The organism is Falsihalocynthiibacter sp. CO-5D18, from assembly GCF_041205445.1.
GTDB classification, from domain to species: Bacteria; Pseudomonadota; Alphaproteobacteria; order Rhodobacterales; family Rhodobacteraceae; genus Falsihalocynthiibacter; species Falsihalocynthiibacter arcticus.
The window spans coordinates 1-13,349 of record NZ_JBGFCF010000001.1 but is presented as its reverse complement, the minus strand read 5'-3'; the positions used below and the strand labels follow the sequence as shown (position 1 = coordinate 13,349).

At 55.1% G+C, this 13,349-nt stretch carries 9 protein-coding genes; 1 reads left to right on the top strand and 8 read right to left on the bottom strand.

What is annotated here, in order from left to right; genetic code table 11:
• Positions 1-116 precede the first annotated feature (116 nt).
• The 7 genes from AB9F27_RS00045 to AB9F27_RS00015 all read right to left on the bottom strand — a co-directional run bounded on the left by AB9F27_RS00045 (position 117) and on the right by AB9F27_RS00015 (position 8,409).
• Positions 117-1,073: an oligopeptide/dipeptide ABC transporter ATP-binding protein gene (locus AB9F27_RS00045; protein WP_335586567.1), complete on the bottom strand. Its 957-nt coding sequence runs from the start codon at positions 1,071-1,073 to the stop codon at positions 117-119.
• Entirely contained in the window at positions 1,070-2,086 is a 1,017-nt protein-coding gene (locus AB9F27_RS00040) for an ABC transporter ATP-binding protein (RefSeq protein ID WP_335586568.1), read from the bottom strand. Before AB9F27_RS00040 ends, AB9F27_RS00045 begins: the two co-directional genes overlap by 4 nt.
• 5 nt (positions 2,087-2,091) lie before the next feature.
• Positions 2,092-2,988 (bottom strand): ABC transporter permease, encoded by an 897-nt coding sequence (locus AB9F27_RS00035; protein WP_335586569.1) that lies wholly within the window; start codon positions 2,986-2,988, stop codon positions 2,092-2,094.
• A gap of 1 nt (position 2,989) precedes the next feature.
• Entirely contained in the window at positions 2,990-3,907 is a 918-nt protein-coding gene (locus tag AB9F27_RS00030) for an ABC transporter permease (RefSeq protein WP_335586570.1), read from the bottom strand.
• 216 nt (positions 3,908-4,123) lie between these two features.
• Complete coding sequence (locus AB9F27_RS00025) at positions 4,124-5,008, bottom strand: LysR family transcriptional regulator (RefSeq protein WP_335586571.1); 885 nt, start codon at positions 5,006-5,008, stop codon at positions 4,124-4,126.
• An 87-nt stretch (positions 5,009-5,095) separates the two neighbouring features.
• On the bottom strand, positions 5,096-6,793 hold the full coding sequence (locus AB9F27_RS00020) for a CocE/NonD family hydrolase (protein ID WP_335586572.1): 1,698 nt from the start codon (positions 6,791-6,793) through the stop codon (positions 5,096-5,098).
• A gap of 89 nt (positions 6,794-6,882) precedes the next feature.
• On the bottom strand, positions 6,883-8,409 hold the full coding sequence (locus AB9F27_RS00015; RefSeq protein ID WP_335586573.1) for an ABC transporter substrate-binding protein: 1,527 nt from the start codon (positions 8,407-8,409) through the stop codon (positions 6,883-6,885).
• Positions 8,410-8,771: 362 nt separating this feature from the next.
• Between AB9F27_RS00015 and AB9F27_RS00010 the strand changes: the two genes are divergently transcribed.
• Positions 8,772-11,012, top strand: coding sequence for a hypothetical protein (locus AB9F27_RS00010; RefSeq protein WP_369757427.1), 2,241 nt, complete (start codon positions 8,772-8,774; stop codon positions 11,010-11,012).
• Positions 11,013-12,593: 1,581 nt separating this feature from the next.
• Here the strand turns inward: AB9F27_RS00010 and AB9F27_RS00005 are convergent.
• Complete coding sequence (locus AB9F27_RS00005) at positions 12,594-13,013, bottom strand: antibiotic biosynthesis monooxygenase (protein WP_335586575.1); 420 nt, start codon at positions 13,011-13,013, stop codon at positions 12,594-12,596.
• Positions 13,014-13,349 lie beyond the last annotated feature (336 nt).

Here is a 13,349-nt window from a genome sequence, read left to right as displayed (position 1 = left end):
TCCAATGTTGTGTGCGGCCCTAATGTGCCAAAGTTTGAGACAGCTGCCGTTGTTACTCGCCGATCGCTTCGCTCTTCAGCCTGCTCAAAGGTCTCGTGACGAGAGTCCCTTCGATACTATTTGTACAGATGGCACTCCACCGACCCAGACGCATCCTGGATGTTTGGCGGCATCTCGGTCTTGCAGCTTGCTTGCGCAAGAGGGCAGCGAGGATGGAAAGCGCAGCCGGTTGGCGGCGCAAGCGGGTTAGGAAAACTGGTCCCAATCTGAATATCGGGCACTCCTGCTCCCGGATCGGGGGACAGAACCGAGGCCAGCAAAGCCCGCGTGTAAGGATGCCGTGGATCGGCAAAGATGGTGCGCGCATCGCCGGATTCAACGATCCGGCCCAGATACATGACAGCGACTTTGGTGGCCAAATGTTCGACCACCGCCAGATTGTGGCTGATGAACAGATAACTGAGCCCAAGCTCTGCGCGAAGGTCGATCAGAAGGTTCAAAATCTGCGATTGCACAGACACATCCAGCGCCGATGTCGGTTCGTCACAGATGATGATTTCCGGGTGCAAAACCAACGCACGCGCTATCGCAACTCTTTGACGCTGTCCGCCAGAAAGCTGGTTGGGATAGCTGTCGTAGAAACGCGGTGGAAGGCCAACAAGATCCATGATCTCTTCAACATTCTTGCGGATTTCCGCTGCTGTTCCCTGACGGTGAACACGCAGCGGAAGCGATATGATGCTGCCAATTGTCTTGCGGGGATTGAGCGAGGAATACGGGTCCTGAAACACGGCCTGCATCTGCCGCGTACGCTCTTTGCGGGTGCGCGCCGTGGCGCCGGATCCACCGCGGATGATCTCACCGGAACTGGCGGGAAGCGTGCCGAGAAGCATCTTTGCCAGCGTGGTCTTTCCGCAACCGGATTCGCCAACCAATGCCAGTACATCACCCGGCATCAATTTCAGTGAGACGCCGCGCACAGCCTGCAGCAGCTTTTTCGGGGCAAAGAAACCGTCCCGCACCGTAAAACTGCGCGTGACCTCCTGCAATTCAAGAAGAGCTTTGGTGGTCATTCGGTTTCCTCCATCGTGACGGCAAGTGATTGCGCGCCGCCGATCGGGTGCAGACATCTGACGGATTGATTTGCGGAGTTTGGTGTTAGCTCAAGCTTTCCGGATCGGCATTCTGTGGTGGCATAGGCGCAGCGAGGCGCAAACGCACAGCCTTCCAGCGCGCCCATCAGTGAAGGTATCGTCCCCGGTATCGACCCCAAATGCGCGCCCGGTTTGGTTTTGCCTGGAATCGGGATGCAGTCTATCAGACCACGCGTATAGGGATGTTGGGGACGGGCAAACAGATCGGCAGTCGGTGCTGTTTCGACAAGCTGGCCGCCGTACATGACTGCCACATCGTCGGCAATTCGCGACACGACTCCAAGGTCATGCGTGATGAAGATCATCGTCATGCCCAACTCGCGCTGAAGCGATGACAGCAAATGCAGTATTTGCGCCTGAATGCTGACATCCAAGGCCGTGGTCGGTTCATCCGCGATGATGAACTCTGGCTCGCACATTAGCATCATGGCGATCATCACGCGCTGGCGAAGACCGCCAGAGAGTTGATGCGGGAATTGGTCAATCCGGGTGGCCGCCGCAGGGATGCCCACCTTTTGCAGCCAGAAAGCCGCCTTTTCAAACGCCAGTTTTCGAGATGCGCCTCGGTGCCGGGTTAGCATTTCGGCCATTTGTTCCCCAATGGTCAGGCTGGGGTTGAGCGAGGTCATCGGCTCTTGAAAAATCATCGCCATACGGCTGCCACGCACATCGGCCATGGCGCGGGGGCCAAGCGCCATAAGATCGGTACCGCCAAGCTCCAAGCGCGCTGCCCGGCGTGTCGCGGACCCCGGTAACAGCCCCATCAACCCAAGTGAGGTTATGGATTTTCCCGACCCGGACTCCCCGACAATACACAGGGTCTTGCCACGCTCGACGGTAAAGCTGACATCGCGCACGGCGTGAATTGTGCCGCGTGCGGTGGTGATATCGATGGACAGTCCCTCGACGTTGACAAACGGATCGGCGGTCATCTGCATCACCTCTTTTCAGGCGCGGTTACATCGCGCATGCCATCACCAAGCAGGTTTATCGCCAGCACCACCACCAACAGCGCCACGCCAGGGATCATCACCAGCCAAGGTTTAAAGAACAAATGCTGTTTGCCCTCGGCTATCATGATGCCCCAGGACGGTGTCGGTGGTTGGACCCCGACACCCAGGAAAGACAGCGCCGCCTCGATCAGAATGGCGGATGCCATGGTCAGCGTCAGCACAACGATGATCTGGTTCAGTACATTCGGAAGAACTTCCGTCAACAAAATCCGAAAGGTGGAGCAGCCAACGGTTTCGGCAGCGGTGATATAGTCCATGCCCCGGATCTGCATTGTCGTCGCCCGTGTCACTACGGCAAACTGATGCCAAAGCAAAAGTCCCAGAACAAGGATGACGATCTGCAATGACCCGCCAACAAGCTGCACGACTGCCAGGGCTACAAGGATCGTTGGGATCGACAGCTTGACCGTCACAAGGAACATCACGACAGAGTCCGTGCGCCCGCCAAAATACCCGGCAAGAACACCCAGAAACGTACCGATACTGCCTGAGATCAACGCCGTGGTGAATCCGATCAGCAGCGACACCCGAGCGCCATAAAGCAAGCGGGCAAGGTAGTCGCGCCCCAGATGATCGGTGCCCAAGACATGATCGGCACTCCCTCGCTCCATCCAGAACGGTGGCTGCAGACGCCCGGACAAAGATTGCTGGAGCGGGTCATGCTGCGTGATGAAGGGAGCAAAAACTGCCGCCAGAACCACGACCACCAGTATCAAACCGCCGATCATCACACCTTTGTGGTGCAGCATCCGCCCGGCCAGCAATCGCCATGGCCCAGCTTCGCGTTTCGGGATTTCGAAGCTCTCGCTGACATCACTCATCTCACGAAATCCTTATGCGCGGGTCGATATAGGCATTGGCGATATCCGACAGGGCCGAGAAGATAATAAAGAAACTTGAAAACAGGATTATGATTGCCTGCATTGTCGGGATGTCAGATCGCAGGATGGACTCGTAAGCCAGACTGCCGAGGCCGTGCAGGGCAAAGACCGCCTCAACCACGATTGAACCGCCCAGCATATGCGCGGCCTGAATGGCAGCCACCGAAACCACAGGAACGACAGCATTGCGCAGAGCGTGTTTGACATAAACCTGACGAGGCAGCATGCCCTTGGCCCATGCGGTGCGGATGTAATCCGAGCCGAGCACCTCCAGCATTCCTGTCCGGGTAAGCCGCATGATCGCAGGCACGGCATTGGTCCCTAACACGATCATCGGCATTATGAACGATTGAATACCCTCGGTTCCCGATGCGGGTAGCAGGCGGAATTGGACGGACAGGACATAAATCAGCAGAAGACCGAACCAGAAATTGGGTATCGCCTGCCCAAAGACGGCGACCGAAAGCGATAGACGGTCGATTAGGGTATTGGGGTAGATCGCCGCTATGACCCCCAAAGGAATGCCCAGAACCAACGCAAAGACAATTGAGAGCGAGCCCAGCTTGATCGTAATGGGCAGACGGTCAGCAATCAGGCTGCGCACCTCCAGACCGAAGTAAGGGCTAACACCAAGATCGCCGCGAACCGCCTTTGACAACCAGTCCGCATATTGGACGTAAAGCGGGCGGTCGAACCCATAGGCGATGCGAAGCGACTGGATCTCTTCGGCAGAGGCATCTTCACCGGCAATGGCAATCGCGGGATCGGTCGCGATGTGCAGCAAGCCGAAGGTAAGGATCGAGACACAAACAGCCACCGAGATAGCAAGCAGAATGCGCCGGATGAGGAACTTCAGCATATTGATGCACCTGCTTTGTCTGTCGGGTTGGCCGAAAAGTGATGTAACATCCCGTTCGTCAGATCCACCGCCTGTCCTCCTGTTGAAAACGTACGGCGCCTGTCAGGCCGTGCCCAGATTACCTTTCAAGTGTTAGCGGAAGGGCACGTTCTATAAAAGCTGAATTATGCAATCATCTCTTCGAGAATACCGTAGGGTGAAATGAGAGATGCGCGGTCAGAGTTTGGCGCAAACTTCGTGAAGGCACCTGACAAAAGCATCACGCGCCGGATGAGGTGTTGAACCATGAGACGCGAAATAACCCAGTTTTTCCTGTACATTAGGTGTCCAGGGTAGAACCGCCAGGCTTTCTGCCATCGCGGGAACAATCCCGATCCGGTCGGTCAGGGTGAAGCCTAGACCAGCCATGGTCATTCTGATTGCGGCCGAGCTGCTGGAAACCTCGTGCGTGATAGGCAATTCATGTCCAGACCGCCTCAACTCATCGTCCACGACTTTGCGGAGCAACGTCGTTTCATCCAGCGCAATATAGGTCTCACCCACAAGATCCTCTGCCGTAATCGACGTAAGGCTCGCAAGTCTGTGATCCTTGCTTACGACGACACAAACGTCGAGATTGGCAAGATGCTGCGCCTGAACACCTTCCACGGGCAAAGGCAGCGCCGATATTCCCACATCATATAAATCGTGCAAGATGCGGCGCCCCAAGTGCCTGCGCGGATGCACCTCCAGTTTCATCCCCACCAAGGGTTCAAGCTTGGCCAGCCGGATCATCGCGGGCACAACAAGCCCGTTCACAAGGCGTGGATGGCAGATAATCCGCAATGGGCGAAGCCGCTCTGACTTAATCTGCCGAAACACCGTCGGGATTTCGTCAATGGATGACAGAATCCGCAACGCTTCAGGATAAAACGACTCCCCCTCGGCGGTTGGCAGAAGGCGCTTCTTGTCACGGTGAAAAAGCGTGACCCTGTATTCATCTTCAAGGATTTGAATCAGGCGACTGGCAGCCGACTGGCTAAGGTTCATCTTCGCCGCGGCCTGAGCAAGCGTCCCTTCTTCCATGACATTGATGAAGACGCGCAGGCTTTTGATGTTCATAGATCGATTTTCCCGAAGAGTTACACAAGCGGTTACATAAAATCGGATGTTAACCGCCATAAGTCGGCGCTGTCCAGCAGAGCTGGCCTAGCGAGGGATAACAGGCAAAATCAGCCGAGAAGGGCGATTTGCGTCGTGATACACAGTTTGCTGGGCAGTTCGCAGTTCGGCGTCGGCCCAAAAATTGGCACCCGTGTTATGATTGCGGTCAAAATTCGGAAAATCGCTACTTGAGACATCCAGCCGGATACGGTGCCCTTTCTGAAACAGCATCCCCGTCGGGTTAAGCGCGATGGTCAGTTCATAGGCTTCGTCAGGGCACAATGGTGGCGCAGAGGTTTCATAGCCGTCACGATACCGACAGCGAATAACACCATAGGTAACGTTGACCGCGCTCCCATCGGGGTGGACGTCGATCAGTTTAGCGGTGAAGTCTGTGTCCGGCGCGTCGCTACCAACCCAAAGCACCAAGCGCACAGGGCCGGTAACCTGCAAGGCCTGCTCCAGTGCCGGGGTCTGATAGACAAGTAAGTCCTGGCGGTTGTTGTTTGGCGACTGCCAATGCGGTTCCATCTGGACGTCCTTGCTCATCAGGCTCATCACCGGATCGCGTGGGTCATAGGTATATTTGTCGGCCGGTTCGGCCTCCGGGGCGTCCAGCGACAAGTCGCCATCCCCAGAGCAGGTATTCGCCAAACCATCGCTGTGCAGGAAATAATCCGTCAAAACGGCGCGCTTTGGTGGCCATTCCTGTTCGTCGTGCCAGCGGTTTTCCCCCATGATGAACACGCGGACGGGCGCTTTCGCGGTCGGCTCCAGTCCTTTCAGGGTCAAATCGCACCACTCCAGCAGCAATTCCTCGTAAAGTGCTTCGGCCTCGGGTCCAAAATCCAGAACGCCTTGATTTCGCTTCAAGGCACCCATGCCATGCCCCCAAGGGCCGACGATCAGCCGATGCTTGCCACGCAGGTGTTCGGGGCCATTTGCTTCCATACCCTCATATTGCTCGATCGCGCCGATGATCCGGTCATACCAACCCGTCACTGAGCAGGTCGGCACCTCAACATCCGGGTGGATTTCGTCAAAGCCCCAGGTCTCGCGGTCTTGAATGCGCATGTAGTCTTTCAGCTGCGGGGTAAGCGATGCGAAGGCATGGTCAGGAATTTCGCCCAGCGGCAGGAACCAGATCCATTTGAAACGCTCAACATCGTACCACAGCGCGTCAGCTTCATCGCGATTGGCAGGGCCGCTCAGATCGCCCTCGCGAAGGCGGGCATCGGCGGCCTGTTGATACATCCAGTGCAGGCGCCTCCCGGTCTCAAGAATGCCGCGGGTATTGTCGAGGATGCGCGCCGCCATGCCCGACCCAAACAGCGAAACCAGATGCGGGGGGTTGGTTGGCGCGGCCATCCAGCTGGACCACGACGAATAGGAATGCCCCCAGATACAAACCTTGCCGCCCGACCCGGCAAGACCTGCGGCCCATTCGACGGAATCGTATCCGTCTTCGGCATCCGTCGTCGTCTCGCGGCCGTTTCGCGCCATATGAAAAGTGCCATCTGAGCAGTAGCGCCCGCGAATGTCCTGCAAGACACAGATGTAACCCTGCGCTGCCATGGACTTCGCCACCCGTTGATAGATCGGCCGGGTCTTGTCGTAAGGCGTGCGGCTGATCAGGACGGGAAAGCTGCCACCGGACACCGGGCGAAAAACATCCGCCCGTAGAATTGTGCCGTCGCGCATGGCCGCCTCGGCGTTTTTGTCGATGGTCACCTCGTATGGCATGGCGGTCCCTGTCTTGTCACGGCGCCTTACGGCTTATTCGAAATCGGCGCCGGTAAGACCGGCGCCGTCATTGGGTCACGTTTTCTGGTTTACTTCCAGCGCGCCATATAGAAATGCGGGTTTCCGCCAGCATCCGTCACAAACTCCAGTTCACCAGATGCAACGAAGTTCATGTTGTCAGAGAACAAAGGCAGTGCATATGCTTCGGATGCAACCTTGCGCAAAGCCTTGTGCAGCAGCTCACGCCGGGCTTCGACATCCGTTGTCATGTTGGCTTCGACAAGCCACCCGGCCACTTCGCTGTCCTGCGCCAAATCACGTTCGGTCAAGCCAAAGAACTCGGGAACAAAGTTACCCACATCCGCAACCTGCGATCCGATGGACCCGTAGATCAAGGGGCGCTGACCGGCGAACCATTCTTCCTTCAGCGGGGCCAGCTTCACATAGTTGATCTCAGCCTTGATGCCGACCTCGCCCAGAAAATTCTGGATCGCTTCGACGTAGGGCCTGTCGCGCCAGCCTGAAAGATTGGTGCTGAAGCCGTCCGGATACCCAGCCTCGGCAAGCAGCGCCCGGGCCTTGTCAGGATCATAATCGTAGGTGACGGCATCATGCGGACAGCCAAAGTCCCGGGAGAAGCAGAATGCATTCTGTACGGCGGCACCGCCCCCGACAAAGGCATCGACCATGCCCTGCCGGTCGATGGCATGGGAAATTGCCTGACGCACCAGCTTGTTCTTGTAGGGAGAATCGTCGCCATTGCGGCCTGCCGCGTCCATGACCATGTAGAACAATCGCGACGTAGCTTCGCCGCTGACAACCAAGCCATCATAGCCCGACATTTCAGACGCTTGATCTGCCGGCACCTTGTAGATCCAGTCCAAGCCGCCGCTCAGGATCTCTGCGATCTGGGTCGATGGATCGGGAATGATCCGCACCAACAGCGTCTTGATCGAGGCGGTGCCTTTTGGCCCATCTGCAAAATACGCGTCGTTGCGCTCCAACGTATAGGCGCTGCCGGTTTCCATGCTGGCCACTTTGTAGGGGCCTGTGCCAATGGGCGTAATATTCATCGCTCCGGCGCCGTTTTCGGCATAGATGTCGGCGGGGTAGATCGGGAAGCTGGTCAGGAACCGCGCCGCCATGGCGTTTGGTGCCGTCATTTGAATGCGCACCGTATGGCTGTCGACCTTCTCGATCGACTTGATCCAATTTCTGTCGGCAATGGTCTTGGCGCCGTTGTCGGGATTCGTGATCCAGTTCAGCGTGTAGATCACGTCATCAGCATCGAACGTGCTGCCGTCATGAAAGGTGACGCCTTTGCGCAGCACAAGTTCCATGGTCGTTTCATCGGGGAAACTGTAGGATTCTGCCAGCAGCGGGACAAGTTCGCTGGTCTCTGGGTCGATATAGGTCAGGCTATCCCAGATATGGCGACTGAGCAAAGACACCGAACCGGCCGAGTCGTAATAGGTGTCGAGGTTGGCAATTTCGATCTGTAGCGCAGCGCGCAACGTATCGTTGGATTTATCAGCGAAGGCGGTTGAAGCAGCCAGCATTGCCGCTGCGGACAGGGCAATTGCTGGAAATGTCTTGCGCAGTAGTGATTTTGGCATCGTTCCCTCCGAACTCCTGAGCGTTCGGGCGCGACCGCTCTGTAATGAGTTAAGGAAGGCTATCCGTGAATTTGCATTCTCAAAAGTAGAAATATTCGATTGTATCTTCGGAAATTTCGCAGACACACACGTCCGCTGTTAAACCCGCCCCTTCTAGTCGATGGGCCATAGTTTTCACCGGTCTACGCCTGTCTTAGCAGCGCGCCAATTCCTTCGAGAAAATCGCAGTATAGATTTCATAATTCGATTTTTCGGATTCGAAATGATCTTCTAGACTGACGTTCGCCGGAGACGGGCAAAGCGTCTAAGCAGGGAAGCTGCGCCAGGACACCGGGCGCAGCAATTGAAGAAAGATGTCAGATATGCCGTTCAGCGATTATCGTCCCGATCTGATGGGGTCAGCCCGCATCAATGTCGAAAGCCCTGTAACATGTGGCGCATGGACGACGCTAGAACTGGTCTATACCGCCGGGCATTTCGGCATCGACGATCTGGGCGGGCTAAAGATTTCGTTCCGATCAGCCTCGGACCAGACACCGCCGCAATTTGATCAGCCCAAAGCGCCCGGATATACGACAGTCACCGCCTCGAACGGCGCGCGGTTGAATGCGTCCTACAGCAAGAACAGCAATATCCGCCCCTGGGGCAATACGTTGCATATCAAATGCCTTAACTTCCTATCCGAAGGAGACACGATCACCGTGCGATTTGGGGATCAGTCGGGGGGATCGCCGGGTACGCGGATGCAGACTTTTCGCGAATATGCGCATGAATACCGTGTGCATGTGGATGCATTCGCCACCTATGATTTCGTGGTTTTGCCACCAGAGCACCAGCCGGTTATCGCATTGCTACCCGGCCCGGTCGCGCGCCATATCGTCATCCTGCCGACCTTGCGCCAAGTTGGCGAAGACTTCGCGCTTGGCCTGAAAGCCGAAGATCGCTGGGGGAACCCGACCGATGCCGATCAGGGCGACTATACCCTCAACTCGTCGATGCCGGTCGAGGGGCTGCCTGAACGCATCTCGATGGCCAAGGCAACCGATGGAGTGCTGCGATTGGAAGGGTTGCGCATGAACCGCGAGGGTGACCTGCGGATCGAAATGCTGGATGACGCAGGGCAATGCGTCGCCCGGTCCAACAGCTTGCGCTGTCAGGTCGTCTGCGATACCCGGCACTATTGGTCCGACATGCACGGCCAAAGCGGTGAGACCGTCGGCACCAATACCGCGCGTCAGTATTTTTCCTTCGGCCGGGACAAGGCGTTGATCGACATCTGCGGGCATCAGGGCAATGACTTTCAGATCACAGATAGCTTTTGGGCTGAATTGAATCAGCTGACCGCTGAATTTGACGAACCGGGCCGCTTTCTCGCTGTGCCAGGCTACGAGTGGTCCGGCAATACTTCGGTCGGCGGCGATCACAACGTCTGGTACAGGACCGAAGGTCGTCCAATTTATCGCGCGCACCGCGCCTTGGTGATGGAGGACTCGACCGACGAGAATGTCTGTCTGGATGCCAAGGAATTATTTAGCCGCCTCAAAGACGAAGACGCATTGGTCGTAGCGCATGTTGGCGGGCGTTACGCGGATATCTCCTTCGCGCATGACGCCAAACTGGAACCTTCGGTGGAGGTTCATTCGGCTTGGGGCACTTTCGATTGGATATTTGAGGACGCCCGGAAGGCTGGTTACCGCGTCGGCATCGTCGCCGCGTCTGACGGGCATAAGGGCCGCGTTGGCGCAAGTTACCCCGGCGCGGGCAAGTTCGGATCTATGGGCGGGCTGACCTGCCATCTGATGCCCACGCTGGACCGTGACAGCCTGTTCAGGGCATTTCGCCGCCGCCGTCATTACGCAACCACCGGCTGCCGCCCCTTCATTGACGTGCGCGTCTCGAGCCTGACTGACGCTACCTGTCGGGTGTCGGAGACTGAAGCAGAGCCAGTTTCTGAGGCTTTGATCGGCGATATCGTCTCATGTTCGAATGAAGCGGTAGCATTTTCCTTCGATCTGTCGGCGCAATCCGGCATCGAGCGTATAGACGTAAAGGATGGCGTTGAGCTTCTCCAGCGGTTTCAACTTGAACCTGAGGCCCGGAAAACGGGTCGGCGTTTGCGCATCCAATGCGAAGGTGCCGAGTATCGTGGCCGCGGTCGGCTTGTGAACTGGGATGTTGAAGTGAAATCTAGCAGGTCCGCTATCTGCAAGGCAGCGCCAATCAACTTTTGGAACCCTGACAGCGCCGTCACCCATGACAGCCGTTCTGTCCGTTGGAAAAACGTTACGACGGGAGGTTTTCATGCCGTGGATATCTGGCTGGAAGAAGCCGCAGTGGGCAGTCTGACGATACTGGTGAACGGAACTGAGATTGCGGTGGACTTGAGCACACTCGACGCCAACGATCACATTCATGAGTTCGGAGGACTACAAAAAGCGATCCGCATAACTCGGTTGCCAGACGCAACGCTAGCGACAGGCTACAAAGGCAGCCTGACTGTTCCACTAAACATCGGTGAAGAACGCTGCCTTTATCTTCGAACGACCTTCGAAGATGGCCATGTGGCTTGGACAAGTCCGGTCTATCTGACACGCGTCCGATAGCGTGGCACTTCACAATTGAACGATATTGGCAGGCAATCAACCGGATTGTTAGTGGTTTCGTTCTTAAAATTGGAAAGCTTGGAACTATTTTGGTTCTTATGGAGCCCGATCATATTATGCGATTTTGCAAAGGAGCCCTCGCAGCTTCATCCGTCCGCCAACTCAAAACGTCTAAGCAAGGTAATGTATACCGTATGTGAAAAAACAGCGTTGTTCCGCAGTGTTTGAATTCGCCGGATGTTTGATTTTTCGGGTTGCAGCGAAAGTCCGATTCGACGGGTTGCGCTGCGGCATCATAGACGGCAAGTGAATGACCGCAAAGGGCCGGAAGCGCCATTTGGCCTCATCGCTCGAACGGCTGCTATGTCCGGTGATCTTGACCATTGAACCCACTTGCAGCGAAGCTCAGGTTTGTTAGATTCGACGCTTTGGGGTTTAATGGGTCCAGACCCTAACCACCCCAAGGAAAAGCGCGACTTCCCTAATGATTTCGGAAAATATCAGGAGATATTACATGGGCGGATATGGCTCAGGACGAACAAGTCATAAGCAAAAGGCAGAGCATTGTCGTTCGCCATGGGCCAGATGGGCGGCTATTCAACGGGGCAACAAAGCGATGGGAAAGCGATGAATAGAGGCGCAGGTGGGTAGTAACTTGATCCATCACAATGCAAAGCGCTCTTCGTCCTGGTAATCTTGGGACTCAATTTTGGTTAAAAGGGGAATGCATATGAACATCCGCGAAATAAACCAACATGCTCGTGCGCTCTACTCTGCGCATGGAGACAAAGCTGAACATGAGGCCGCCCAAAGGGAGTTGAAGAGTACAGAGACCGGTGCCGAAAATGAAGCAGAAGACTGGCGGCGTGTTCGACTTTCCATCAGACAAATTCGTGGACCGAACGAAAGTTGACCTTTTTGTTTTTGGACCGATCTAGCTAGGTTTTAGCCAGTCGCATGTCGAATATGAAATGCTTTGGTGCCAAACGTTTTAATGCGTCAAACTCAATATTATAGTCTTTGACATCCCAAGGCACCTGCATTGGGTGCGTGATGAACTAGCCGTTCAGGAGGACGTCAAAGATGACGGCTAAAGCGTGCAAAACAACATAGGTTGCCAACAATCCTACGAAGACCAATAAGGCCTTGTCGAGCTTGGAAGGAAGCGGCGGTTTGATGTTTGGGTCATTGCTCATAGGGGAGAATTAGCGACAGTATTTGACGGATACAATAAGCGGTTTTTGGCTTGGCGAGATATAGCCGAAGAAGCGCCTGAATGCGCCCGATTAGGGTCGCTACACGGCTTGCCGGTGAAGGTAAAGTGAACGAATGACAACCCCATTAGAGGCAATGGCGCGGTACGAGTTGGCGTATTTCAAGCCACAAGTTTTCTTCATTCTGCAACCGTTGTGGCGAAACTTTGGGCTTGAATTAGAAGCCCATGTGAGAACATACAGAGAAGTGAAGCCGCAAAAGGAACGGAGGCGGCAACGTATTTGCGTGCCACCCTCAAATCAGTGTGTGTTTGCCACCAAAGCCGCAATGAAAAGCCTCGTCTAAACAGAGACTAGATCTAGCGCCTTAGCGGGAAAAGCCGCCAATTTGCGGAAGGTAGGTCGGTGAAAAAGGAGCAAGAACCTCTTTTAAATCATCGCCCGCGGGTCCATACACAACAACCGAATTTACTGAAAAAGTTTCCATAAATTCGCCAGCGAAATTTGCACCAAAGTTCCCCATGTGGGTCATTGCCGCTGCATTGTCGGCATAGCGTTCAGTAATATGAATTAAATCACCTTCGCCCATATAATCATAAATCAATGCATCCGGTTCGTTGGCCATTGTCGCGGCAACCATCCGATCGATAAGTGGCTTTGCGGCTTCCGCTTTGCCCTCATTGACAGTCATGGTAATATGCCAATGTACATCATCACCACTATGGCCGTCGGCGAAAGCAGGACCAGTAGCGAGTAACGTTGCCGCGATGGGTAATAAAAGTTTCATAAATAAATTCTCCTTTGAGGGTTTGGAACCACACAAGTAAAGGCATATGTCGTTGCGAATACTGTGAAATAGCGTGTCTCTAGTAGTCTCGTTTGGAAATGTGAGGGTAGGACATACAATGCTTCAATGCAAAAAAATGTTTTCTGGGGGTGGCCAGTGACCAAGAAATGACCCGTAAATGCATGGAAAGAAACTACCAAGAATGCGGCTAGATATGAAGTGGTCCGGCAAATTCGGACAGCGTGCTAAGATGTATCCAACACAAGCGAATGGATACGAGAATGACAAAGCGACGGAACTTTTCAGACAATTTTAAGGCTGCTGTGGCGCTTGAAG

Excerpts from the sequence above, each read along its gene's own strand:
- AB9F27_RS00045 (WP_335586567.1), bottom strand. The coding sequence starts at position 1,073 with ATGACCACCAAAGCTCTTCTTGAATTGCAGGAGGTCACGCGCAGTTTT.
- AB9F27_RS00040 (WP_335586568.1), bottom strand. The coding sequence starts at position 2,086 with ATGACCGCCGATCCGTTTGTCAACGTCGAGGGACTGTCCATCGATATC.
- AB9F27_RS00035 (WP_335586569.1), bottom strand. The coding sequence starts at position 2,988 with ATGAGTGATGTCAGCGAGAGCTTCGAAATCCCGAAACGCGAAGCTGGG.
- AB9F27_RS00030 (WP_335586570.1), bottom strand. The coding sequence starts at position 3,907 with ATGCTGAAGTTCCTCATCCGGCGCATTCTGCTTGCTATCTCGGTGGCT.
- AB9F27_RS00025 (WP_335586571.1), bottom strand. The coding sequence starts at position 5,008 with ATGAACATCAAAAGCCTGCGCGTCTTCATCAATGTCATGGAAGAAGGG.
- AB9F27_RS00020 (WP_335586572.1), bottom strand. The coding sequence starts at position 6,793 with ATGCCATACGAGGTGACCATCGACAAAAACGCCGAGGCGGCCATGCGC.
- AB9F27_RS00015 (WP_335586573.1), bottom strand. The coding sequence starts at position 8,409 with ATGCCAAAATCACTACTGCGCAAGACATTTCCAGCAATTGCCCTGTCC.
- AB9F27_RS00010 (WP_369757427.1), top strand. The coding sequence starts at position 8,772 with ATGCCGTTCAGCGATTATCGTCCCGATCTGATGGGGTCAGCCCGCATC.
- AB9F27_RS00005 (WP_335586575.1), bottom strand. The coding sequence starts at position 13,013 with ATGAAACTTTTATTACCCATCGCGGCAACGTTACTCGCTACTGGTCCT.